Source organism: Variovorax sp. LjRoot84, from assembly GCF_964254305.1.
Classification (GTDB): Bacteria; Pseudomonadota; Gammaproteobacteria; order Burkholderiales; family Burkholderiaceae_C; genus Variovorax.
The window spans coordinates 1530784-1554292 of the sequence record NZ_CAXUTE020000002.1; the positions used below are offsets into that span (position 1 = coordinate 1530784).

The window sequence follows — 23509 nt, forward strand, 5'->3', positions numbered from 1 at the left end:
TGGTGCTCCGTGGATTTCGATGCGAGCTTCGAATGAGCGGAAATTCTGCGGCCATCGCTCCTCCAGCCAAAGGGCTGCGATTCAACGGGGCGTTGAGAGAATTTCATCGAAGCGAGCGCAACGCGTCGCGTGGACAGCGCTGCGACCTCGCTCGCGCAGCCTCAGGGCAGGTTCGCTGCGCGGATGCTGTCGATCAGCTGGCGCAGCCCCGGCGGCATCTGGCGGCGGCTGGGGTAGTAGACGAAGAACGGTGGCCCGATGGCGGTCCACTCCGCCAGCACGACCTCCAGTTTCCCTGCCTTGACTTCCTCGCTCACGCGCCGCTCCAGGCAATAGGCTAGGCCGACGCCGTCGATCGCGGCCTGCACCGAGGTCTCGGTCTCGTTGGCGCTCACGGGGCCGGGAACATCGATCTCGCAAGCTTCGTCGCCGCTGCCGAGTTCCCACTTGTAGATCGAGTTGTCGCCGATGCGCATGCGCACGCATGTATGGTGCATCAGGTCCATGGGCTGCGAAGGGCGGCCGTGACGCGCGAGATACTCCGGCGAGCCGACGACCACCCAGCGCAAGGGCCGCGTCAGTGGCACCGCCACCATGTCCTGCGGTACGGTGCCGCCGTAGCGGATGCCGGCGTCGTAGCCGTCGCCCACGATGTCGACCAGGCGGTCCTCGACGGTGATCTCGAGCTGGACGTCCGGATAGGCTGCGAAGAATTCGGGCAGTATCGGCCCGAGCAGGAGTCGGGAGGCGTCGCGCGGCACATTGATGCGAAGCCGCCCCGCGGGCACGCCGCGATATACATCCAGTTCGGCCAATGCATCGCCGATCGCCTGGAAGCCGCGTTCCAGCTTGTCGGCGAGCGCGCTACCGGCCACCGTCGGCACCACCGAGCGGCTGGTGCGATTGAGCAGCTTCACGCCCAGCCGCGTCTCGAGGTTCTTGATCGAGTGGCTCAGTGCGGAAGTGGTGAGGCCGAGTTCGATGGCAGCCTGGCGAAAGCTTTGCCGTCGCGCGACTGCCATGAACACATTCAGATCGGCCAGTTCGGAGCGGGTAAAGGCGGGCATCGTTGTGCCCAGTTTAATGGACCGTTGAAATCCATTCATCGTCCTTTTGACTAGATTCAAAGCGTTCCTTCAACGCATGACGATCACATGGAAACACTTCATATCGAAGGCATCGCGAAACCTGTCTCGCGCGTGGGCCTCGGCACCTGGGCGATCGGCGGCTGGATGTGGGGCGGCACGGACGACGCGCAGTCCATCGCGACCATCCGCGCTGCCGTCGACTCGGGCATCAACCTCATCGACACCGCGCCGGTCTACGGCTTCGGTCACTCGGAAGAAATCGTCGGCGAGGCCTTGGCGGGCGGTCTGCGCGACAAGACCGTGATCACCACCAAGGCGGGCCTGGACTGGCCGAACGGGTCGGTGCGGCGCAACGCGACGGCGGCACGCATCCGCACCGAGGTCGAGCAGTCGCTGCGCCGGCTGCGCACGGACCGCATCGATATCTACCAGGTCCACTGGCCGGACCCGCTCGTGCCGCACGACGAGACCGCCGCGCAGCTGGAGAGGCTCCGGCGCGAGGGAAAGATCCTCGCCATCGGCGTGAGCAACTATTCGCCGTCGCAGATGGAGAGCTTCAGCCGCAAGACGCTGCTGGCCACGGTACAGCCGCCCTACAACCTGTTCGAGCGAAGCATCGAGAACGACGTGCTGCCTTATGCCAGGCAGCACGGGCTGACGGTCCTCGCGTACGGCGCCTTGTGCCGCGGCCTGCTGTCGGGCCGCATGCGTGCGGACACCGTCTTTCCGGGCGACGACCTTCGCAGCACCGACCCCAAGTTCCAGCAGCCGCGCTTCAGCCAGTACCTGGCGGCCGTCGATGCGCTGGAGCGCTTCGCGCACGAGCGCCACGACAAGTCGGTGCTGGCGCTGGCGATACGCTGGATCCTCGATCAGGGTCCGACGATCGCGCTCTGGGGCGCGCGCCGGCCGGACCAGCTCGCCGGCGTCGATGCAGCCTTCGGCTGGAAGCTGAGCGACGGCGACCTGCGCGACATCGATGCGCTGCTGGCGCGGCACATCACCGACCCTGTCGGACCCGAGTTCATGGCGCCGCCGACGCGGAAGGACTGATCGCATGGCCACCCAGATCGGCTTTGTCGGCCTCGGATCGATGGGCTCCGCCATCGCGCGCAACCTGATCGATTCCGGCCACGCGCTTCATGTCTTCAACCGCAGTCCCGCAGCCGCGCAGCCGTTGCGCGACGCGGGCGCCGGCGTCGCGGTGAGCCCCGCGCAGGCCGCGCATGCGGCCGACGTCGTCTTCACGATGGTGGCCGACGATGCCGCCGTGAACGCGGTCAGCTTCGGCGAGGCCGGCCTGCTCGCCGGGCTGAAGCCGGGCTCATTGCACATTTCGATGAGCACCATCAGCGTGGCGGCCGCGCGAGAACTCACGTCGAGGCATCGCGATGCAGGCATCGGCTTCGTCTCCGCGCCCGTGTTCGGCAGGCCGGACGCGGCCGCCGCGCGCAGGCTCTTCATCATGGTGGCAGGCTCGGACGAGGACCTGAAGGTCGCCGTGCCCCTGCTGGAACAGCTCGGCCAGTCGGTCGGCATCGTGGGCGCGGACCCGTCGCAGGCCAACCTGGTGAAGCTGATCGGCAACTTCATGCTCTCGGTCGTGATCGAGACACTGGGCGAGGCCTGCTCGGTGGCGGGCAGGGCGGGCATCGATCCGATGCATCTGGTCGATCTGCTGACCAGCGCGAATTTCAACGCGGCTCCCTACAAGATCTACGGCCCCCTGATCGCGTCGCAGCGCTTCGAACCCGCCGGTTTCTCGCTGCCGCTCGGGCAGAAGGACAACCGCCTGATGCTGGCCGCCGCCGAAGCGCTCGGGGTGCCAATGCCGTTGGCGAGCCTGGTGCGCGACCGCTTCCTCGCGGCACGCTCGCACGGTGCGGGCGATGGCCACGACTGGTCGGCCATCGCACTGTGCGCACTCGCCGAGGCGGGGCTGGACAGGCCAGTGAACCGGCCATGAAGGCTCAACTCGTCGTTGCCGCGGCTGCTTTCCTCGTGGGCCTGAGCTTCACTGCCTCCGGCCGGAAGCTGTGCAGCTACGGCTGCTGGATCGATGACCTGATCGGGCTGCTGCTGCCGGCTTCATATGGATGGCTCGCGGGCGGGCTGCCGTGGATCGCGGTGGGTGTCCTGCTAGCCGCGCAAGCGATGCGATCCCGCAGCAAATGAATGAAAGCGCGACATGCGCATCCCTCAACGCCAAAGCTTCATGAGCGACAACTCTCTCAAGCCCCGCCTTCTCGGCATCTCCGGCAGCCTGCGAAAGGGCTCCTTCAATACCGCCATCCTCGCGAGCCTCGGGGCCTCCGTCGAAGAGCGCGCGAGCCTGCAGATTCTGCCGCTGTACGACCTGCCGCCCTACGACCAGGATGCAGATACCACCACCCCGCCGGAGGCGGTAGCCCGCCTGCGTGCCGCCATCGGCGCGGCGGACGGGCTGGTGATCGCATCGCCCGAATACAACCACAGCATCTCCGGCGTGCTCAAGAACGCGCTCGACTGGGCATCGCGCCCCTTCGGTCAGTCGACACTGAGCGGCAAACCCGTGCTGACGCTGACCTCGTCCACCGCGTTCACCGGCGGCGTCCGCGCGCAGGCCCAGTTGACCGAGGTGCTGACCGCCATCGCGGCGAAGCTGGTGCACCGGCCGCAGACGGTCATCGGCTCGGCCCACCAGAAGATCGTGGACGGCAGGCTCGTCGACGAGGCCACGCTGGGCTTTCTCCAGGACGGCATCGACGATCTCCTGCGGGTGATCCGGCGCGACGCCGCGGTCTGACTTTCTCGGTTCTGGCGCTCTCGCAGCGCGTGCGACAACAAGCATCCGCGGCCGCCGGGGAATCGTCCGCTCAAGCGAAGCCATTCGCACGAGGCATCGGATGAGATCGCTGTCTTCTCCCCCGTTTCCGCATTCACTCACAACTTGTGAAAGACGTTCAATGAAGACCTTGAAACTCATCCCCACGATCGGCTTTTTCCTTCTCGCTGCCGCCGGCGCCCGCGCCGAGACCTATGAAGGCGTGCATCCGCTGACCACGGCCAGCAGCCGTGCCGACGTGCAGGCAGAGGCCGTCGCCGCCGCACACAGCCCGAACCCGTATGCCGAGGGCGCTTCGGCCGTCGAGCCCTCGGTAGTAACCGCCTCGACCGACCGCGCCAAGGTGCAGGCCGAAGCCGTCGCCGCCGCGCATGCGCCGAATCAGAACCTGCGCCGCGAAGCCTTCCCAGGCAGCGTCATTCCGCCGCAGTACACGGGCGATCGTCCTCAAACGCGCAGTGCCGCGGCGGCGATGGGCATCGGTAACCCATGACTGCATGACTGCCGCCGCGCACCCTCCATGGCTTCGGCCGTGGAGGGTGTGCGCTTCGCCCCAAACGCTTCCGCACCCATAACGAATCACTACAGAGGAACAACACGCATGCGAGTCCTGCTCTTGCTGCCCTTCATCGGGCTCTTGTGGCTGCCGTTCTACAACAGCGAATTGCCTGCGCTGTTCGGCTTTCCTTTCTTCTATTGGTACCAGCTGCTGTGGGTACCGCTCACGGCACTGCTGATCTGGATCGTGTATCGGCACGAGTACGAGAGCGGAGAAGCATGATGGAAGGACAGATTCATTGGACCGCGCTGGCCGTCTTCGTCTTCTTCTTCCTGCTGGTCACGGTGATGGGTTTCGCCGCCTCGCGCTGGCAGACCGGTGGGGAGGCCAAGGGCGCGCACCTCGACGAATGGGGCCTCGGCGGCCGGAACTTCGGCACCTGGATCACCTGGTTCCTGGTGGGCGGCGACTTCTACACGGCGTACACCGTCATCGCCGTTCCGGCGCTGGTCTACGCGGTGGGCGCCTATGGCTTCTTCGCTTTGCCCTACACGATCCTTGTCTACCCCATCGTCTTCATCATCATGCCCAGGCTCTGGCGCGCCGCACAGCGCGCCGGCCATGTGACGGCGGCCGACGTGGTCTACGGCCGCTACGGATCACGCGCCCTCGAACTCGCGATTGCCGTGACGGGCGTCGTGGCCACCATGCCGTACATCGCGCTGCAGCTCGTCGGCATGGAAGTGGTCATCAAGGCGCTGGGGCTGACGGGCGAGCTGCCGCTGGCGGCCGCCTTCGCCATCCTCGCGCTCTACACCTATTCGGCCGGGCTGCGGGCGCCGGCGCTGATTGCCTTCGTCAAGGACCTGATGATCTACATCGTGGTGCTGGTGGCGGTGGTGCTGGTACCCATGAAGCTGGGCGGCTACGGCAGCGTGTTTCGCGCCGCCGGCGAGGCCTTCACGGCCAAGGGCGGAGCGACCGGCCTCACGCTGAAGCCCGGCCAGATGCTGCCCTTTGCGAGCCTGGCGCTCGGGTCGGCCATGGCCGCCTTCATGTACCCGCACACGCTGACGGGCATCTTCGCGGCCAAGAGCGCCAACACGATCCGCAAGAACGCCGTCTTCCTGCCGGCCTACACGGTGCTACTGGGCCTGATCGCTCTGCTGGGCTATATGGCGCATGCCGCCCATCTCACGGTCAAGAGCAACAACGACGTGGTGCCCGCGCTCTTCAACGCGCTGTTCCCGCCGTGGTTCAGCGGCTTCGCCTTCGCCGCCATCGCCATCGGCGCACTGGTGCCGGCCGCGGTGATGTCGATCGGCGCCGCCAACCTGTTCACGCGCAACTTCTGGAAGGCCTATGTGCGGCCCGACATCTCGCCGGCCGGCGAAGCCAAGGTCGCGAAGATCGTGTCGCTCGTCGTCAAGGTCGGCGCGCTGGTGTTCATCCTCTTCCTGCCGACGCAGTTTGCGCTCGACCTGCAGCTGCTCGGGGGCGTCTGGATCCTGCAAACCTTTCCAGCGGTGGTGTTCGGCCTCTTCGCCGGCTGGTTTCGCGCGCCCGCGCTGCTCGCGGGCTGGGCCACCGGCATCGCCGGCGGCAGCTGGCTTGCCTTGGCTGACGGCATCAAGCCGGTGCATACCTTCGTGCTTGGCGGGAGCAGCTACACGCTCTACACAGGCCTCATCGCGCTTGCACTCAATATCGCCGTGGCGGTGCTGGGGCAGCTGTTGATCAGGAGCGTGGCTCGGTCACGAGAGCTGCCGGTGCTGTCCGGGCAAGCTTGGCGGAGGTGGAGTGGAGGGAGGTGAACACAGGTATGCGCTTCGGGTCTTTGCAGAAGGGAAGCTCATTCGCTCAGCCCTCTCTCTGCAATCCGATCGAACGACTCACCTAGCGAAGCCAACTTGAAAAGGGAAAAATCTTGAAACGACGACAATTGGACAGGGCCAGCACCGAGAAAGCCTTGCTCAGGGCAGCCTCCTTAGCCTTGGAGAAGGCCAGAGCGTACATCGCCGACGGCGGCATGCTCTGTCGCCTGTCGATCAGGAAGATGCGCTGCGCCATGAAAGGGAAGCCTATCAGGCTCAGCCCGAACGGGCCGCCATCCACTTTGCCTGGTCTCGTCGCGTCAACTGCTCGACGTCAGCCGCTCGCTGCTTCATGAGCCACCCGTTCATTCGCCCGCCGAGCGGATGCGCTGGCGCAAGAAACTCGTGGAAGACGCCAAGGCGGCGGGGCGCGGAGCCTACCGCACGGCGCTCATTCTGAGCAACGAGAGCGTCCGAGGTGCGCAACCTTGCGCAACGCTCCGCGGCTGCGGCCAAGGAGATCAAGGGGCTCATCGATGAATCCGTCGGCAGCGTGGCTGCGGGCACCGCACTGGTGGGTGAAGCCGGCCGAACGATGGATGAAATCGTGGGCAGCGTGCGCCGGGTGACCGACATCATGGGCGAGATCACGGCGGCGAGCCAGGAGCAGACCTCGGGGATCGAGCAGATCAACCAGGCAATCACGCAGATGGACCAGGTGACGCAGCAAAACGCGGCGCTGGTGGAAGAGGCGGCGGCTGCGGCGCAGTCGATGCAGGAGCAGGCCGGCAGCTTGGTCGAAGCGGTGGGCGTGTTCAAGCTGGACAACGCTGCACTGAGTTTGGGGCGCATCAAGCCATTGCACGCCGCCGGGGCCGGCGCGCGTGGGGCGGCACCGAAGCCACGCCCAAGCCCCCTGGCGAACCCTCGAGAAAAGAGCCCCGCCTCACCTCGCCTCGCCGTGGCCGGCCAAGCGGCGGGCGAGTGGACCGAGTTCTGAGGTACCTCATTGCTCGCGAAATATTCGGGTTTTCCAGGCTACCGTGGTTCCGCCGCAGTTCACGATGGAACGTCGTCCCGTAAGGCGCAGCGCGGCGGCCGCGATTGGCACCGCAACCCGATGACTGCATGAACCATGAGCGAGGCGCCATGCGCTTCGACTCATAAGGTGGCAAACAAGGCAATGGCTTGCGAGAATCTCTTCTCGCAAGCCATTTTGCTTTGTCTGGACCTATGCAATCCCATGGGCGCGCGACAAGCGACAGCCGCCCTCCCTGGGCGCCCTCGGCGTCAGCCCTGCAGATGCAGCGCCATGGCCGGATCGCTGACGCCCGGCCTGCCGCTTTCCACCCGGCCGGCGAAGCGGCGCTCGAAGTTCTCGGCGCTGACGGTGAAGTCGTACCAGTCGCCGCTCGTCTGAAGGTTCCATTGCTGCGTCTCGGCCTCGCCGGGCTTGATGTCCATCGTCCACGGGCCATGCTTGCTGTAGGCGTTGGCCGTGATCGTGACGCGGCCGGCTTCCCTGCCGCTGTTGTGCACCCTCAGGTAGAGATGGCCGCTGGGGGCCTGGTAGCCGATCTGGACTTCGGGCTTGAAAGCCGCAGTGTCGTGGAACAGCGCATCGCCCTTGAAGGTGCGCACGAAGCCGTTGGGGCCGTAGACCCAGAGCTCGTACTTGCCGCTGTCGGAGGCGCCGGTGTTCCAGCTGTCGGTCAGTGTCTTGCCGGCCTCCACGGTGTAGCGGCGCGGAATGCGGTCCAGGTGCAGCTTGTCGTAGACGTGGAAGACGGCGCCCTGCTTGCCGCTGTTGGCGAACACCAGCGAGAGCATGCCGCGCGACTCCACCCGCGCGCTGGTGTGCAGCTCGTAGGGGAGTGCACGCGACGGGCGCACGCCGGTCTCCTGGAACAGCGGCTGCGGCGTGGCGGGCGCAGTCGTCACGGGGGCCGTGGGCAGCAGCCTCTGCGCCGCATTGATCGCGGGGAAGTTGCTCGTGTCGGGCAGTTTGGGGAAGACCGGGTCGTTCGGGCTGACGAAGTCGAAGCAGGAGGTGAGGTCGCCGCAGACTGCGCGGTGCCACGGGCTGATGGCGTCCACCGTGATGCCGAAACGCTTCTCCAGGAACATGCCCACGGAGGTGTGGTCGAACACCTGCGAATCGACCCAGCCGCCCTTGCTCCACGGCGACACCACGTACATCGGCACGCGCGAACTCAGGCCCCACGGGCGAATCTTGCCGCTGGTGGTGTCATTGACGTTCAGGTAGTTGCCCACGGAGGCGTCGAAATACTCGCCGTCCAACGCCACGGTGGACTTGCCCATCAGGTTGCCATTGACGTCATACGACGGCACCGCCGGCATCGGCAGATGGTCGAAGAAGCCGTCGTTCTCGTCGAAGGTCACGAAAAGGGCCGTCTTGCTCCAGACCTTCGGATTGGACGTCAGCGCGTCCAGCACGTCCGAGATGAAGTCGGCGGCGCCGGCAGTGCCTTCGCTGCTGCCGGGATGCTCGGCCAGGGCCTGCGTGGGCAGCACCCACGAAACCTGCGGCAGGGTGTCGTTCATCACGTCCTGCTTGAGCTGGGCGAGGAAATTGACAGCGCCGTCAGCCGTCGCGGGGCCGCCCGTCAGGCCGTGCTCATAGATCGGCGAACCCGGCTGTGCAGTGCGGAAACTCTGGAAGGCCAGGCAGCCGTGCATGGCGCCCGTCCAGTTGTTGTTCATGTTCTGGTAGATGTGCCAGCTGATGCCCGCCTTCTGCAGGACATCCGGCAACGTGGCCCATTTGAAGGCGTTGTTGACGTACTTGTAGTTGTAGGTACCCGTTGCGGGATCGATCTGACCCGACCCGTCTGCCTGCTGCGCCCTGTCCGCGACCCATCTGGACGGGCTGGGCCAGCAGCGCGAGTTGACGGGCTCGGAATCAGCGTGCGTGCTGTTGATGCCCTGCTTGCGCAGTTCCGGGTTGAAGTTGGAGCCCGACCAGAAGATGATGCGATTCGGGTCGGTGCCGGTGAGGACGGAACAGTGATAGCCGTCGCAGATCGTGAAGGCATCGGCCAGCGCGAACTGGAACGGAATGTCGTCGCGCAGGTAGTAGCCCATCGTCGCCTGGTTCTTGAACTGGATCCAGCGATCCATCTTTCCCTGGTTCCACGCCGCCTGCTGATCGGGAAAATTGTGCGGCGTGCCGGATCCGATCAGCGCCCTGCCGGTCCTGGAATCGCGGCGAAAGGGCTGGATCTCCGCGCCGCCGCTGGGGTTGGGTTGGAAATACACCGACTTGCCGCTCGCCAGCGGAATCGGGAAGCGGTCGCCGAAGCCGCGCACGCCGCGCATGGTGCCGAAGTAGTGGTCGAAGCTGCGGTTCTCCTGCATCAGGATGACGATGTGCTGGACGTCCTCGATGGTGCGCTTCCTTACGTCCGCCTGGACCGCGAGTGCGCGCTGGATGGAGGGCGGCAGCATGGTGAGGGCGGTCGCGGCGCCCAGGGAGCCGGCGGTCTTGCGAAGGAAGTCGCGTCGTTGGGGATTGTTCGTGGTCATGGTGGCAATTCGAAGATGGAAGGGACGAGGAGGGGGCGGATCAGGGCGCCCAGGTCACGGATGGCGAGGAGGCGTTGTCCGCGGTCGAGCCATCGGCCGTCGCGCCGTTGGGCTTCTGCGCGGCCGGCGCCTGGCCGCTGCCGGGTGCCGTCGCACCCAATGCGCCGGCATCGGAGCCGGAGCCACCGCCGCCGCACGCGGCGAGGCTCAGTAGAAGAGCGGCGGCGCAGACGCCGCGGGTGGGGAAGACAGGTTCCATTGCGGGATTCCTTGGTTGAGAGATGTCCATGAAAAAGGGGAGGGTGTGCAGAGGTCCGGGGCGTGGATCCGCCTCAGGCGAAGCGGCGGCGCATGCGCGCTGCGATCTGGTCGAGAAGGAAGACAGTCAGGAAGATCGCGATCAGGATCGTTCCGACGTGCGAATAGTTGTACATGTCGTAGCGCCCCTTGAGCTCCTGGCCGATGCCGCCGGCGCCCACCAGGCCGACCACGGTGGCCATGCGCACGTTGCGATCGAGCACGTACAGCGTGTAGCCGATGAACTGCGGCATCAGCTGCGGCAGCACCGCGAAGCGCATCACCTTGAGCTTGCCGGCGCCGATGGCGCGCAGGGCTTCCTGCGGCTTGTCGTCGGCGGTCTCGACGTCCTCGGCGTAGAACTTGCCGAGAAAGCCGGCCGAGTGCAGTGCAAGCGCGAGCACACCGGCGATCGGTCCGAAGCCATATGCCAGCACGAGGAAGAGCGCGGTCACCAACTCGGGCACGGCGCGCAGCATGCTCACCAGGCCACGCGCGAGCCCATAGCTGAGCCGATTCAGCGTGTAGTTGCGTGCACTGAACCATGCGAGGGGAAGGCTGAACAGCACCGCCAGCAGCGTCGCCCACAGCGCGATCTCCAGCGTTTCGAGCATCTTGCTGGACACGTGCCACAGGTAGCCCAGCGGTTCGACCAAAACCTCGCGGTGCTCGACTGTTTCCTCCATCTGCAGCGTTCCTGGGTTGAGGCGACGCGTGCGGGTCTCCTGTTCCTCCACATGGGCCAGCCAGGGCAGATGATTTCGATCGAAGTTGTCGATGCGCGCCACCTCGGTACGCTCGGAGATCTGGACAGGAAACAGCGAGTTCGCTATCTGCGCCATGCCGGCCGATACCTGCGAGCTCTCGCGCAGGCCGACTGCAGCAAGCATGCCTTCGCCACTGAGCGCCAGCATGCGGTCCATCTCCACACGGTGGCCCGTCACCAGGCACAGAATGAACGCCAGCACGATGGCGATCACCGTGCGCGTTCCGAAGGGGCGTTCCATCTCCCATGCGGATGCGGGCCGCCGCTCTGCGCTCCCGAGGGTCGGGTTCAGGGTCTGTTCCATCATGCTGTTCTCAGCGCCAGCTCTGGCTCGGAATGCAGTTCGGGGAGCGCGGCCACCGGGCGCATGGCGCCCCTGCCGTAGATCGCGCGCGAGGCCGAGACGTCGAACGCGTCCGGCGGACCGTCGAATACGACGCAACCGTCGCGCAGGGCGACGATGCGGTCGGCGAATGCGCGTGCCAGGTCCACCTGGTGGAGACTGCACAGCACGGTAGTGCCGCGCTCGCGCGCCTGGCGCCTGAGCAGCGCCAGCACTTCCACACTGGCCTGGGGGTCCAGGCTCGCCACGGGCTCATCGGCCAGCACCAGCGGCGGGTCGAGCATGAAGGCGCGTGCGATGCCGACGCGCTGCTGTTGGCCGCCCGAAAGTTCGCTGGCGCGGCGACTCAGGTGCTGTTCCTGCAGCCCGACTGCATCGACCAGTTCGCAGGCCTTGCGCCGCGCGGGTTGCGGGAACAGGCCCAGCATCGCGCGCCACCCCGGCAGCGCCGGCAGCGTGCCGCTGAGCACGTTGACAGCCACGGTGGACCGCAGCACCAGGTTGAACTGCTGGTGGATCATTCCGATGCGCGGGCGAATCTCCGCCAGCGACCGGGCCTCGATGTGAACACCGGCTACCTGCACCGTGCCGCTGGTTGGCTTCGCGAGCCCGTTGGCCATTCGCAGCAGCGTGGACTTGCCCGCCCCCGAGGCCCCGAGCACCACGCAAAACTCGCCGTGCGGGATGTTCAGCGACACGCTCTTGAGTGCCACGGTGCCATCCGCATACCTCATGCCGACGGAGTCGAAGCGCAGCATGGGCGGGCGGGCCGTGTCGTGCGGTTCGGAGGTATTCAACGCTCGGCCGCCTTCTTCAGGATCTGGCCCTTGAGCTCGTCGGTGAGCAATGCCAGCTTCTCGGCCGCGACGTTGAACTCGTCCTCGGAGAACTTCGTGTCGAAGGCATCGATCTTCTTGCCGCCGTAGCCGCGGATCATGTCGGGCGTCACGCCGGGCGCCTTGTGGACGGTAGAGAAGGCCGTCTTGAGCCGTGTCTTGAGCCCTTCGGGCAGCTTGGAGTTGAGTGCCAGCGGCGGGTAGGGAATAGCGATGCTCTTGGCAACCACCTTGACCTTCTTCGGATCGATGGCGCCCTGTTCGACGGCCTTCTCGTACGAGTCGAAAGAGAGCGAGGCGACGTCGACCTGGCCCTGCGCCAACGCGGCCAGGCTGTTGGCATGGCTGCCCGTCATCCGGATCGCCGAGAGATCGCGTATGGGATCGAGGCCCGCATCCATCAGCATGGCAACCTGAAAGTAAAGCTCGATGCCGAGTTGACGTCGCCGAAGGCCATGCGCCTGCCCTTGACGTCCTTGACCGAAGCCATCGGCGTATCGGCCTTGGCGAACATGCCTGCGTAGTAGACGGATTCGCCTTTCTCCACGCCCACCGCCAGCAACTGCGCGCAGCCGCGCTTGTGCGCCTGCACGTAGGAGACAGGCCCGAAGAACGCGATATCCGCAAGTTGATGGCACATGCCTTCGACGACGGCGCCGTACGACTGGCCGACCTTCAAATCGAACTGCAGGCCCGTGGTGCGCGAGATCGCGTTGAAGACGGGCGCGTAGTCGGCCTTGGTGCCCGATTCGGTGCCGCCGTCCGCCGGGATCAAGAGCACGCGCAGCGGGTGTCCCTTGGTGCCGTCGGCCACGCCCTGGGCGGCGGCCGAAGTCAAGGCAGTTGCCGCCAGCGTGAGCGTGGCGGCGAATGTCAGAAGCTTCTTCATGGGGGTGTTCCTCGTTACGGTGCTGTGGCCGGCGTATCGACCGGCCCGACCCCGACGAGGTTAGGAGACGCAGATGACAGGAGAATGAATGCAGCTCATTTCAATAGACATCTACACTGAGAAATATTCAATACAATCCTCGGCCATCACCGGATGGCCGGTGCGAGCGCAACCCACAACACCATGAGCATTGCAACCACGTCCAATGGCAACGGCGCCATCCCATCCGCTGGCGCCTCACTCGCGCGAGCCCGTCACCTCATCGTCGATCTTGACGGCACGCTGATCCGCGAAGACGAGCCGCTCGAAGGCGCGGCCGAACTGCTGACGCGGTTTCGCGACCGCTACGTGATCGTCTCGAACAACTCGACGCACACCGCGCGTGGCATGGCCCGGCGACTCGCCCGCATGGGGCTGAAGGTCGAGCCCGAGCACATCGTGCTGGCCGGCGAGCAGACCATCGACTACATGCGCCGTGACCATCCGCATGCGCGCATGCTGCTGGCCGCCAGTCCCGTGCTGCAGCGCCATGCGTTCTCGATCGGATGCGAACTGGTGAAGGCGCAAGCCGACTTCGTGGTGCTGGCGCTCGATCCGCATTTCAATCGTGCGCGCCTCGGCACGATGGCCAATCAACTGCGCGGCGGCGCACGGCTGCTGGTGACCAACAGCGACGACAACCATCCCGGTCCCGGGGGCACGGTGGTGCCGGAAACCGGGGCGCTGATGGCGGCCCTGGTGTCCGCGAGCGGCGTTGCGCCCTGGCGGATCATCGGCAAGCCCGGGCCGCTGCTGCTCGAGGAAGGCCTGCGCCGGCTGGGCGCGCAGGCGGCCAGCACGATCGTGATCGGCGACAACCCCTCGACCGACGCGCTCGGCGCACTGCAGCTGGGCATGCGCTGCATGCTCGTGGGAAACGCGCCTCAGGCCGAGGCGAAAACGCTGGCCGCGCTGCTGCGCACGGACGCGCCGCCTCAGTACCGCTTGAGCGACAGCACGTCGAAGGTCTGCCGCAGTGTCTTTACCGACTTCTCGTAGTCGCTGAGCGCGAGGCAGGCGATCAGCACGTCGATGATCGCGAGCTGCGCCAGTCGGCTCGTCATCGCCTCGGTGCGAAAGCTGGTCTCGCGCGCCATCGTGAACAGCAGCACGTCGCAGAAGGCCTGGATCGGCGACTTGCCGAAATTGGTGATGCAGATGGTGGACGCCCCCGCCTCCTTCGCCAGGCGCGTGGCGGTCACGGTCTCGTGCGTGCTGCCCGAGTGCGAGATGGTGAGCGTGGCCACGCCGGGTCCGGTGAGCGAGGCGCTGATGGCTTGCACGTGCGAATCGACCGCCACCTTGACATCGAGCCCGATGCGCAGCATGCGGTAGTGGGCATCCTCGGCAATGGTGGCCGCGCTTCCGATGCCATAGATTTCGATGCGCCGAGCCTTCCTGAGCAGGTCGACCGCCTTTTGCATGGCGCGGACGTCCAGCGCTGCCTGGGTGTCGTGCAGGGTCTGGACGTTGCTCTGGAAGATCTTGCGGATGGCAAGGTCGACGTTGTCGCTCGGCTCCAGGTCTTCGTGGATGAACTGCACCGGCTGCACGGTTTCCTGGGCCAGCGCGATCTTGATCTGCTGGAAGCCGGTGGCGCCGAGGTTCTTGCAAAAGCCGACGATGCTGCCCTCGCTGCATCCGGTGCGCTCCGCCACTTCGCTCACCGACATGTGGACCACTTCCTGCGGGCTCTGGACGATGAAGGCGGCAATGCGCTGGCCCACCGGACCGAGCGAAGGCCATACGGACTCGATGCGCGCCAGCACGGCGAATGTCTTGGGGGCCGGCGCCGCGGCTGTTCCGGCGGAACGTGCGCCGCTCTTGCCGGACTTCTTCTTGGTGCCCTGCTGCTTCATGGGCCCCGAGCTTACTTGCCCGCGGCACACTCACTTCCGTGGCCGCCATGGTGGTGCAGGCTTGAAGCGCTCCTGCAGGAACGACAGGAAGAGCTTCACCCTGGCGGACATGCCAAGACGCTGCGCCACCAGCGCCACCACGTCGGCGGCCGGCAGGCTCCAGTCCTCCAGTACCCGAACCAGATGCCCAGAGGCCAGGCTCTCGGCGATGTCCCATTCCGAGCGCATGATCAGGCCCTTGCCCTTCAGCGCCCACTGCCGCACGACGTCGCCGTCGTTGCTGCTCAGGGTCGCCGCCACCCGCAAGCCATCCTGCAGCAGGCCTTGGGCAACTGCGCGTCCGATGCCGCTGCCGGCTCCGGTCACGAGTGCGATTCTCAATGTGGGTCGATCGGACATGAATGGGTTCCTTGGATGGGTTGTTTGGTCAATTAAAGGAAACTTGCAAAGAGCCTAGGCATGGATACATCCGGAGAGCGACGATCAGCTCTACAATAGGTACATAGATACATACCTATGGACATTATGATGCCTGCAAGCTCCCCGCGGATCGTTGTTACCGAATGGATGGACAAGCCGGCGGTCGATCTACTGCGTGAGTGCCACGATGTGTTCTACGCGCCCGAGCTGGTAGATGACCTGCCCCGGTTGCTGACCGAGACACGCGATGCCGACGCGTTGATCGTGCGCAATCGCACGCAGGTGAATCCGGAGCTGCTGACTGCGTTCCCCGCCTTACGCGTCGTGGGGCGCCTTGGCGTGGGTCTGGACAATATCGATGTCGCCGCGTGCGAGGCCCGCGGCATTTCCGTCATCCCCGCTGCCGGCGCGAACGCGCGGTCGGTGGCCGAATACGTGCTGTGCAGCACCATGCTGTTGTTGCGAGGAATCTATCAAACGTCGGCTGCAGTGGCGGATGGCCTTTGGCCGCGGCAGGCATTCATCAATGGCACGGAGATCGCGGGCAAGACGCTGGGGGTGATCGGATTCGGCTCCATCGGCCAGCGCACCGCGCAACTGGCAATGGCCGCGGGGATGCAGATCGTTTATTTCGAGCGGGGTACACCTGCCATTGCCGCCGTTGCTGGCATGCCGTGCAGGCCTGCCAGTAGCTTGGAGGAATTGCTGGAGACGGCCGATGCCGTCACTCTGCACGTGCCGCTTACCGAGCACACGAGAGGCATGCTGGATGCGGCCGAACTTGCGCGCATGAAGCGCGGCGCCATCCTCATTAATACGGCGCGTGGCGGCATTGTCGATGAAAGAGCGCTGGCCAATGCCCTGCGTGCTGGTCACTTGGGGGGTGCGGCGATCGATGTATTCGACTGCGAGCCCGTCGGGGCAGACAACCCGTGGCGCGGCTGCCCCAACCTCATCCTCACTCCGCATGTGGCGGGGCTGACCAAGGAATCCAATCTGCGTGTCGCCATGAACATTGCCGAGCGGGTCGCCGAGGCATTGGCGGCAGTTTGAAAGCACAGCCGCAACACCTAGTGGCTATTACCAATGCACAAAAGGAGACAAGCCCCATGAACATTTTTGGAATAGCCGCATCTTTGGTTCTGATGGCCGCGGCAAGCGCACCAGTTTTTGCGCAGTCCTGGCCTGCAAAGCCGGTGACTGTGATCGTTCCGTACGTGGCGGGCGGCGGCGTAGATCCGGTCGCTCGCCTGGTATCGCAAAAGTTGGCAGATCGCTGGAAGCAGCCGGTGTTGGTGGACAACCGCGCCGGCGCCAGCGGCACCATCGGCGCCAATGTGGTGGCCAAGGCCATACCGGATGGGACCACCATCCTTATGTCGGCGACAGCCGAGGTGGTCATCAACCAGCACTTCATGAAGAAGATGGCCTACGATCCCGAGCGCGATCTGAAGCCAGTCACCCTCCTGGTGAAACTGCCGTTTGCGCTGGTCACGGAGCCATCAAAGCGCTACAAGGACATGGCAGGGCTGCTCAACTACGCGCGCCAGAATCCGGGGATGGTTAGCTACGCCTCCTCCGGGCCAGGCACACCCCAGCATCTCGCCGGCGTTCTGGTAGAGCAGCTCGCGGGCGTGTCTCTGCTGCACGTGCCCTTTAGGGGTGTTGCGCAGGCCATGACTGACCTGATGGGCGGCCAGGTGGAGATTGGCTTCGCCGGCCTGCCGACCGCGTTGCAGCAGGTCCGGGCCGGCAAGCTGCGCGCGCTGGGCGTGTCGTCCAAGGCTGCGGCCGCTGCTGCGCCGCAGATCCCGCCCATCGCGCAGACGCCGGGCCTCGAAAAGTTCGAGCTGATCCAGTGGTTCGGTGTGTTTGTGCCGGCAAAGACACCCGATGCAGTCGTCCAGCAGATCCAGCGCGACATCTCGGAGGTGCTGGCCATGCCTGAAGTGCGTGACACCCTCAGCAAACAGGGTGCCGATCCGAGCGGCATGCCGACGGCGGAATTCGAAAGCTTCGTGAAATCCGAGCGCGAGAAGTTCCGCAAGGTCGTGCAGGCCGCAAAAATCGAACAGTAGTCGGTCGTCTCAGACAGTCAGCTCGATGTCGAGTCGAACCGCCTCGCCCCGGTAGATCACCTCAGCGAAGTAAACGATGTGTCCGCCGGAATTCTCGAAGGTTCGTTCGACGAACGCGACCGGGGCGTTGACGGGTATCGCCAGCAAAGCAGCGACCTCGGCGTCGGCGGTGCCCACGGTGAGCGTCTGATGCGCTCGGGCAATGCTGATGCCGTCGAGTGACAGCAGCACCGGGATCGCCGCTTGCTTTCGAAAGCGCTTGGGCGCCCGTGCAAACACCGCCGCGTCGATGTGAACGGTGATGACGCAGTACGCCACATTGTTGTCCGAGTGGACCCGCCGCAAGCGGACGTACGGCGTGTCATCTTGCGCCTTGTGTGGCGGCAGAGGGCCAACGGTTTCGGTGATGGTGCGGATGTCCGGTGGCGTCTCCACGTACATCGCGCTGAGCGCCTGCAGGGTCGTCTGCACCTTGATGTTCTTGATCGACGGCTGCAGGTCGGTCACGAAGGTGCCCTGCCCCTGCCGTGCGGACAGAAGCCCCTCCTGCACAAGCACCTGCACGGCCTGTCGCGCAGTGAGGCGAGCCACGCCGAACTCTTCCGCCAGTAAATGCAGGGAAGGGACGCGGGTGCCCGGAGGCCATGTGCCGCGGCGTATGCGCTGGCGCAGCGTGTCGGCGACGACGCCGTATTTGGGCGCGGTGCCGCTGCGGACGGAGGGGCGAATCGAGCCCTTCATCGCAGCGTGCCCGTCGGGTCGCGTTTCATTTTTCTGAAAAGGCAAGATGGTCATGATTTCTCGAATTCAATCCACATTCTCGGTCCGGGAGCTCGATGTTTTCCTATTTCGCGCGCCGGCCGATCCACCGGTGCAGACCTCGTTCGGCATCATGCGCCAACGGCCCGCGGTGCTGCTGCGCGTGACCAGTGCCGAGGGCATTCATGGCTGGGGAGAGATTTGGTGCAACTTTCCGACTGTCGGAGCCGAGCACCGTGCACGCTTGGCGCTGGCCTACCTGCGGCCGCTGATGTACGGGCAGGAATGGGAAAACCCGCAAGCCTGTTTTGCTGCGCTGAGCGCCAAGCTCGCCGTGCTGGCGATCCAGACGGGTGAGCCAGGGCCGCTGCAACAAATCGTCGCGGGGCTGGACGTCGCGGTGTGGGACATGGTGGCGCGCCGTGCCGGCATGCCTCTCTGGAAGCTGCTATCTGCCGACGATGCGGACCGACCTAAGCCCGTCCCTGTCTATGCGTCCGGCCTGAATCCCACAAATCCTGAGAAGCTCGCGGCGGCGAAACTCAAGGAGGGCTTCCGCGCCTTCAAGCTCAAGGTCGGCTTCGGCCACGCGCGTGACGACGCGAACTTGCGCGCGGTGCGTGAGGTGATCGGGGACGACGCGCCTTTCATGGTCGACGCCAACCAGGCGTGGGACATGGAGCAGGCCGTCGAGGCCGGGCGGCGAATGGCGAAGCACAACCTGGCATGGCTGGAAGAGCCGATTACTGCGGACTCCGCGCCAGCCCAGTGGAGCGAACTGGCCTCCGCGCAGCCACTGCGGCTCGCAGGCGGGGAAAACCTCGCAGGCCTGCCGCAGTTCGAGAGATTCATCGTGGCAGAAGGCATGTCCATCCTCCAGCCCGATATCGGCAAATGGGGTGGCTTCAGTGGCTGCCTCGAAGTAGGCCGCGCTACGCTGCAAAGCGGCAAGCACTTCTGCCCGCATTGGCTCGGTGCCGGCATCGGCCTGACAGCGTCCTTCCATCTGAAGGCCGCCGTTGGGGGCCCCGGCTATGTGGAGGTGGATGCCAATCCCAACCCGCTGCGCGACTTGCTGGCCGCACCGCAGTTCGTGCTCGAGGACGGCGCTGTCGTCCTGGGCGACCGGCCGGGGCTGGGCGTCGAGCCCAGCATGGAAGCGTGCCAGGCGTATTTACTTCCGGTGTCGGAGGTTGGAATCTAAGAGCTGTTCTGGCGCGCCCAGGGCAGGTCCGACCTTTTCCCTGGTCTTGAGCAGATGGACCGCGCTCCACACCACGACCTGCACGTGGAAGAGTGGACTCTTGCCCAGCACACCCGGCGCAGCCTGCGCGCCAACTTGCGCTTGCAGGTCCCGGCTGCCGCTGCAGAGTCGCCATTTCAGGAGCCAGTGGACGTGCGCCATTGCTGTGATGGCGAATGGCGCCCATCATCGCCAAACGACGGCGAAGGCGCTCGCCGCGCTCACGAGTACCAAACAGACGGTGACGGACATCAATCCGCTGGAGGGTGCCGTCGCGACGCCCCCCGCGTCCAGTTCGTTCCTGCGCCGCAATGCAATCCACCGCAGCAAGCAGGCGCCCAAGAGCAAGAAGACGCCGCTCAGCGTGAGCCCCCATCGGTGCCCCTCCAAACCCAGCCGCAGGTAAAGCGCTGCATTCACCAAAACCGAGAGCGCAGTCCTGCCCCAGGCCAGCACCGTTCGTTCTGGTTGGAGCCCCGGATCTCTCATAGGTGCCTTGCGAGAATGATCGCGACTATCGCTGCTGCGATCATGAACACGAATGCGATCACAGCGAGGAAAATCGAAGACGGAAGCGGTCGATCATGACGCATCGCGATCTCATTGGCTTTCCAGCGACGAAATGCCAGAACACACATTCCCGAGGAAACGATGCTTGCGGCGACGGCGAGCGCCGGAACGTAGGTTTGATCTGGAACACGAGTCGCCACTTGATCGAACAGCACCGCGCCCGCCAAGAGTGCCAGCGCGGTGCGCATCCAGGCGAGAAAGGTCCGCTCGTTCGCCAGGGAGAACCTGTAGTCAGGCTCATGTCCTTCGGTTTGCCATGGGGCTCGTCGCATACGTTTCTCACGGGATTCGGCTTCAATATGGAGGCGTGCGGTCTTCCAAGCCGGAGGGTGACCGAAGGCTGGCGCAGTTGACGAAGGCGACCTTCATGAGGCGGGTCAAACTTGAATGGAACTGCTGTCGCGCAGCGCCTCGTCGAGCAGTTCCACCCAGTGCCGCACCGGGATCTCGCTGCCGCTTTGCAGATGCGTGATGCAGCCGATGTTGGCCGAGACGATGGTCTCGGGTTTCAACTGGTTCAGGTGGCCAAGCTTGCGGTCGCGCAGCGGGTAGGCCAGTTCGGGCTGCAGTACCGAGTAGGTGCCGGCCGAGCCGCAGCACAGGTGCGATTCGTTCATCGCGATCTGCACGTCGAAGCCCAGTGCGCGCAGGTTCGCTTCGACGCCGCCGCGCAGCTTCTGTCCATGCTGGAGCGTGCATGGCGGGTGGTAGGCGACGACGCCGGACGGTGCGTTGACGCGCTCTTTCAACAGCGGCACGAGTTCGGGCAAGAGCTCGCTCAGGTCGCGCGTGAGCGCGCTGACGCGTTCGGCCTTCGCCGCATAGGCCAGGTCCTCGCGCAGGATGTGGCCGTACTCGCGCACGGTGACGCCGCAGCCCGAGGCGTTCATCACGATCGCCTCCACCACGCCGCCTTCGACGTAGGGCCACCAGGCATCGATATTGGCGCGCATCTGGGCCTTGCCGCCGTCGTGGTCGTTGAGATGGAACTTCACCGCACCGCAGCAGCCCGCGGTGGGCGCGATCACGGCCTCGATGCCGGCCGCGTCGAGCACGCGCGCCGTGGCGCTGTTGATGTTGGGCGCCATCGAGGGCTGCACGCAGCCGGCCAGCATCAGCATCTTGCGCGCATGCGTGCGCATGGGCCAAACGCCCGCCGGTTGAGGCGCTGGCACCTTGGCCCGGAGCTTGGCCGGCAGCAGGCCGCGCACCGACTGGCCCAGCTTCATCGCGGGGCCGAAGAGCGGCGAAGGCAGCGCCTCCTTCAAGGTCCAGCGCAGCGCGCTTTCCATGGCCGGACGCGGCACCTTCTCGTCGACGATCTTGCGGCCGATGTCGACCAGGTGGCCGTATTGCACGCCGCTCGGGCAGGTGCTTTCGCAGTTGCGGCAGGTGAGGCAGCGGTCCAGATGCAGCTGCGTGCTGCGCGTCGGCGCTTTGCCTTCGAGCACCTGCTTGATCAGGTAGATGCGTCCGCGCGGGCCGTCGAGCTCGTCGCCGAGCAGCTGGTAGGTCGGGCAGGTGGCGGTGCAGAAACCGCAGTGCACGCACTTGCGCAGGATCGCCTCGGCTTCGCGGCCGTCGGCGGTGCCCTGGAATTCGGGAGCGAGTTCGGTTTGCATGAGGCTACGCGTCAGTCCGCGGGGTAGAGCCGTGCGCGATCGAAGACGGCGTGGGGGTCGAACTCTCGCATCAGCGCACGGTGAATGCGCGCGAGCGGCGGGCTCAGCGCGTCGAAGCGGCCGAGCACGCGGTGGCCACGCTCGGCCGAGGGCATGAACAGCGTCGCATGCCCGCCGACCGCGCGGGCTGCCGCGCGCAGTTTCGGGCCTTCGTCGGGCGACGCCAGATACCAGCGCTGTGCGCCATGCCATTCGATCAGGGGCGAGCCCTCGAGCGCCAGAACCGGTGCGGCCTGCGGCACCGACAGGCGCCACAGATCGCGCGCGGCGCGCGCGCCGAACCATCGCAGGCGTTGATCGCGCGCAGCCTGCCAGTCGGCCTGGGCCTGCGCGGGGTCTTGCCGCTCTCCGCCGAGGTGGGCACAGGCGGCCGCCACCGCCGCCACCGCGCCGCGCAATCGCAGCCAGAGCCGGCCTGTATCGCCCTCTTCCAGCCAGCGGCTCGCGTTGAGCGGCAAGGGCTGGCCGCCCCAGCCGTTGAGCAGGCGCAGCGCATCGGCCTGGTTGCATTCGAATGCGAGGGTGGCTTCGGCGGGCGGAACGGGCAGCACCTTGAGGCTGACATCGGCGATGACGCCCAGCGTCCCCAGTGAGCCGGCCAGCACGCGCGAGACATCGTAGCCGGCGACGTTCTTCATGACCTGGCCGCCGAAGCTGAGCAGTTCGGCGCGGCCGTTGATCAAGGTGGCGCCCAGCACATAGTCGCGCACCGCACCGACGCTGGCCCGCGCCGGGCCGCTCAGGCCCGCCGCGACCATGCCACCGACCGTTGCGCCTTCATCGAAATGCGGCGGCTCGAATGGCAGGCACTGGCCCTGTTCGGCCAGCAGGGCTTCGAGCTGCGCCAGCGGTGTGCCGGCGCGCACGGTGACGACCAGTTCGCTCGGCTCGTAGCTCGTGATGCCCGAGAGCGCGGCGGTGGAAAGCGGCTCGCCCTGCGGCGGCTCGCCATAGAAGTCCTTGGTGCCGCCGCCGCGGATGCGCAGCAGCGTGGCATCGGCGCCGGCAGTGCGGACGCGCTCGATGATCTGGCTGAGGGCTGGATCCAGTCGGTCCATTAGAACCTCGGCAGATCGGGATGCGACATCTGTCCGCCGCGGAACACCTGCTTGCCGTACTCGGCGCAGCGCTGCAGTGTGGGAATGGCCTTGCCGGGGTTCAGCAGACCTGCCGGATCGAAGGCGCGCTTGACGCCGAACATCTGCTCGTTCTCCTCGGCCGTGAACTGCACGCACATGCTGTTGAGCTTCTCTACGCCCACGCCGTGCTCGCCCGACACCGTGCCGCCCATCGCGACGCTGGTCTCCAGGATGTCGGCCCCGAAGAGCTCGCAGCGGTGCAGCTCGTCGGGGTCGTTGGCATCGAAGAGCACCAGCGGATGCAGGTTGCCGTCGCCGGCATGGAACACGTTGCAGCAGCGCAGGTTGTACTTCTTCTCCATCTGCTGGATCGCGAGCAGGATGTCGGCCAGGCGCTTGCGCGGGATGGTCGAGTCGAGGCACATGTAGTCGGGGCTGATGCGGCCCGAGGCCGGGAAGGCGTTCTTGCGGCCGCTCCAGAACTTCAGGCGCTCGTCCTCGTCGCGGCTCACCGAGAGCGCGGTGGCGCCACAATCGCACAGCACGGCGCTCATGCGACCGATCTCTTCTTCGACCTCTTCGGGCGTGCCGTCGGATTCGCACAGCAGGATGGCTTCGGCGTCGAGGTCGTAGCCGGCGCGCACGAAGTCCTCGACCGCGGCCGTCATCGGCTTGTCCATCATCTCGAGACCCGCCGGGATGATGCCGGCCGCGATCACGGCCGCCACCGCATCGCCGGCTTTGCGCACGTCGTCGAAGCTGGCCATGATGCAGCGCGCGAGCCGCGGCTTGGGCACCAGCTTGACGGTGACCTCGGTGGTCACGGCCAGCATGCCTTCGCTGCCGATCACGAGCGCGAGCAGGTCCAGGCCCGCGCA

25 protein-coding genes and 2 pseudogenes are annotated in these 23509 nt (G+C 65.8%); 12 read left to right on the forward strand and 15 right to left on the reverse strand.

The features are described from left to right. Positions 1–161: 161 nt before the first annotated feature. Positions 162–1067, reverse strand: coding sequence for a LysR family transcriptional regulator (locus ACSQ9I_RS38170; RefSeq protein WP_436297178.1), 906 nt, complete (start codon positions 1065–1067; stop codon positions 162–164). Positions 1068–1154: 87 nt separating this feature from the next. Here ACSQ9I_RS38170 and ACSQ9I_RS38175 point away from each other — a divergent pair, with 87 nt between their 5' ends. The 7 genes from ACSQ9I_RS38175 (at position 1155) to mctP (ending at position 6225) form a co-directional block, all read left to right on the forward strand. Next, complete coding sequence (locus tag ACSQ9I_RS38175; protein ID WP_436297177.1) at positions 1155–2141, forward strand: aldo/keto reductase; 987 nt, start codon at positions 1155–1157, stop codon at positions 2139–2141. A 4-nt stretch (positions 2142–2145) separates the two neighbouring features. Beyond that, positions 2146–3054, forward strand: a complete 909-nt coding sequence (locus ACSQ9I_RS38180; protein ID WP_436297176.1) for an NAD(P)-dependent oxidoreductase — start codon at positions 2146–2148, stop codon at positions 3052–3054. Then, positions 3051–3263, forward strand: a complete 213-nt coding sequence (locus ACSQ9I_RS38185) for a hypothetical protein (protein ID WP_436297175.1) — start codon at positions 3051–3053, stop codon at positions 3261–3263. Before ACSQ9I_RS38180 ends, ACSQ9I_RS38185 begins: the two co-directional genes overlap by 4 nt. 40 nt (positions 3264–3303) lie before the next feature. Beyond that, positions 3304–3873, forward strand: a complete 570-nt coding sequence (locus tag ACSQ9I_RS38190; RefSeq protein ID WP_436297174.1) for an NADPH-dependent FMN reductase — start codon at positions 3304–3306, stop codon at positions 3871–3873. A 160-nt stretch (positions 3874–4033) separates the two neighbouring features. Beyond that, the gene (locus ACSQ9I_RS38195; RefSeq protein WP_436297173.1) at positions 4034–4405 is read left to right on the forward strand and encodes an alpha/beta hydrolase; all 372 of its coding nucleotides are present in this window, start codon (positions 4034–4036) and stop codon (positions 4403–4405) included. A 108-nt stretch (positions 4406–4513) separates the two neighbouring features. Beyond that, a complete protein-coding gene (locus tag ACSQ9I_RS38200; RefSeq protein ID WP_436317070.1) occupies positions 4514–4693 on the forward strand; it encodes a DUF3311 domain-containing protein in 180 nt (59 codons plus the stop codon). Then, complete coding sequence (gene mctP / locus ACSQ9I_RS38205; RefSeq protein WP_436297171.1) at positions 4693–6225, forward strand: monocarboxylate uptake permease MctP; 1533 nt, start codon at positions 4693–4695, stop codon at positions 6223–6225. The genes ACSQ9I_RS38200 and mctP overlap by 1 nt, the downstream gene beginning before the upstream one ends. 82 nt (positions 6226–6307) lie before the next feature. Here the strand turns inward: mctP and ACSQ9I_RS38210 are convergent, their stop codons facing one another. After that, positions 6308–6481 (reverse strand): hypothetical protein, encoded by a 174-nt coding sequence (locus tag ACSQ9I_RS38210; RefSeq protein WP_436297170.1) that lies wholly within the window; start codon positions 6479–6481, stop codon positions 6308–6310. 204 nt (positions 6482–6685) lie between these two features. Here ACSQ9I_RS38210 and ACSQ9I_RS38215 point away from each other — a divergent pair. Then, positions 6686–7225, forward strand: a pseudogene (locus ACSQ9I_RS38215) (methyl-accepting chemotaxis protein); the annotation flags it as partial. A 290-nt stretch (positions 7226–7515) separates the two neighbouring features. Here ACSQ9I_RS38215 and ACSQ9I_RS38220 read toward each other — a convergent pair. The 5 genes and pseudogenes from ACSQ9I_RS38220 to ACSQ9I_RS38240 form a co-directional block, all read right to left on the reverse strand. Beyond that, the gene (locus ACSQ9I_RS38220) at positions 7516–9771 is read right to left on the reverse strand and encodes a phosphocholine-specific phospholipase C (protein WP_436317071.1); all 2256 of its coding nucleotides are present in this window, start codon (positions 9769–9771) and stop codon (positions 7516–7518) included. A gap of 40 nt (positions 9772–9811) precedes the next feature. Further along, a complete protein-coding gene (locus ACSQ9I_RS38225; protein ID WP_436317072.1) occupies positions 9812–10030 on the reverse strand; it encodes a hypothetical protein in 219 nt (72 codons plus the stop codon). Between the two features lie 73 nt (positions 10031–10103). Beyond that, complete coding sequence (gene phnE / locus ACSQ9I_RS38230) at positions 10104–11141, reverse strand: phosphonate ABC transporter, permease protein PhnE (RefSeq protein ID WP_436297167.1); 1038 nt, start codon at positions 11139–11141, stop codon at positions 10104–10106. Continuing rightward, positions 11138–11974 (reverse strand): phosphonate ABC transporter ATP-binding protein, encoded by an 837-nt coding sequence (gene phnC / locus ACSQ9I_RS38235; protein WP_436297166.1) that lies wholly within the window; start codon positions 11972–11974, stop codon positions 11138–11140. Before phnC ends, phnE begins: the two co-directional genes overlap by 4 nt. Then, positions 11971–12902 (reverse strand): annotated as a pseudogene (locus ACSQ9I_RS38240) (phosphate/phosphite/phosphonate ABC transporter substrate-binding protein). Before ACSQ9I_RS38240 ends, phnC begins: the two are co-directional and overlap by 4 nt. Before the next feature lie 183 nt (positions 12903–13085). Between ACSQ9I_RS38240 and ACSQ9I_RS38245 the strand changes: the two are divergent. Next, positions 13086–13940, forward strand: a complete 855-nt coding sequence (locus tag ACSQ9I_RS38245; RefSeq protein WP_436317073.1) for an HAD-IIA family hydrolase — start codon at positions 13086–13088, stop codon at positions 13938–13940. Here the strand turns inward: ACSQ9I_RS38245 and ACSQ9I_RS38250 are convergent. Next, entirely contained in the window at positions 13877–14800 is a 924-nt protein-coding gene (locus ACSQ9I_RS38250) for a MurR/RpiR family transcriptional regulator (RefSeq protein WP_436297163.1), read from the reverse strand. The two genes, ACSQ9I_RS38245 and ACSQ9I_RS38250, sit on opposite strands and share 64 nt — an antisense overlap. A gap of 30 nt (positions 14801–14830) precedes the next feature. Beyond that, on the reverse strand, positions 14831–15199 hold the full coding sequence (locus ACSQ9I_RS38255) for an SDR family NAD(P)-dependent oxidoreductase (RefSeq protein WP_436297162.1): 369 nt from the start codon (positions 15197–15199) through the stop codon (positions 14831–14833). Between the two features lie 129 nt (positions 15200–15328). Here ACSQ9I_RS38255 and ACSQ9I_RS38260 point away from each other — a divergent pair, with 129 nt between their 5' ends. Beyond that, positions 15329–16273 carry a hydroxyacid dehydrogenase gene (locus ACSQ9I_RS38260; RefSeq protein WP_436297161.1) on the forward strand — a complete coding sequence of 315 codons (945 nt, stop codon included), beginning with the start codon at positions 15329–15331 and terminating at the stop codon, positions 16271–16273. A gap of 56 nt (positions 16274–16329) precedes the next feature. Further along, positions 16330–17298, forward strand: coding sequence for a Bug family tripartite tricarboxylate transporter substrate binding protein (locus ACSQ9I_RS38265; RefSeq protein ID WP_436297160.1), 969 nt, complete (start codon positions 16330–16332; stop codon positions 17296–17298). A 9-nt stretch (positions 17299–17307) separates the two neighbouring features. On the opposite strand, the gene ACSQ9I_RS38270 is transcribed toward ACSQ9I_RS38265, so the two are convergent. Beyond that, positions 17308–18093, reverse strand: a complete 786-nt coding sequence (locus tag ACSQ9I_RS38270; protein ID WP_436297159.1) for a GntR family transcriptional regulator — start codon at positions 18091–18093, stop codon at positions 17308–17310. Here ACSQ9I_RS38270 and ACSQ9I_RS38275 point away from each other — a divergent pair. Next, the gene (locus tag ACSQ9I_RS38275; protein WP_436317074.1) at positions 18086–19261 is read left to right on the forward strand and encodes a mandelate racemase/muconate lactonizing enzyme family protein; all 1176 of its coding nucleotides are present in this window, start codon (positions 18086–18088) and stop codon (positions 19259–19261) included. The genes ACSQ9I_RS38270 and ACSQ9I_RS38275 overlap by 8 nt on opposite strands. Positions 19262–19486: 225 nt before the next feature. Here ACSQ9I_RS38275 and ACSQ9I_RS38280 read toward each other — a convergent pair whose 3' ends face one another. The 5 genes from ACSQ9I_RS38280 to ACSQ9I_RS38300 form a co-directional block, all read right to left on the reverse strand. Beyond that, on the reverse strand, positions 19487–19789 hold the full coding sequence (locus ACSQ9I_RS38280) for a DUF202 domain-containing protein (RefSeq protein ID WP_436297157.1): 303 nt from the start codon (positions 19787–19789) through the stop codon (positions 19487–19489). Continuing rightward, positions 19786–20142 (reverse strand): YidH family protein, encoded by a 357-nt coding sequence (locus tag ACSQ9I_RS38285; protein ID WP_436297156.1) that lies wholly within the window; start codon positions 20140–20142, stop codon positions 19786–19788. Before ACSQ9I_RS38285 ends, ACSQ9I_RS38280 begins: the two co-directional genes overlap by 4 nt. 105 nt (positions 20143–20247) lie before the next feature. Beyond that, positions 20248–21492, reverse strand: coding sequence for a glycolate oxidase subunit GlcF (gene glcF, locus ACSQ9I_RS38290; protein ID WP_436297155.1), 1245 nt, complete (start codon positions 21490–21492; stop codon positions 20248–20250). 11 nt (positions 21493–21503) lie between these two features. Next, positions 21504–22601, reverse strand: coding sequence for a glycolate oxidase subunit GlcE (gene glcE, locus ACSQ9I_RS38295; RefSeq protein ID WP_436317123.1), 1098 nt, complete (start codon positions 22599–22601; stop codon positions 21504–21506). An 8-nt stretch (positions 22602–22609) separates the two neighbouring features. After that, the coding region (locus ACSQ9I_RS38300; protein WP_436317075.1) for an FAD-linked oxidase C-terminal domain-containing protein at positions 22610–23509 on the reverse strand (900 nt) is incomplete at its 5' end.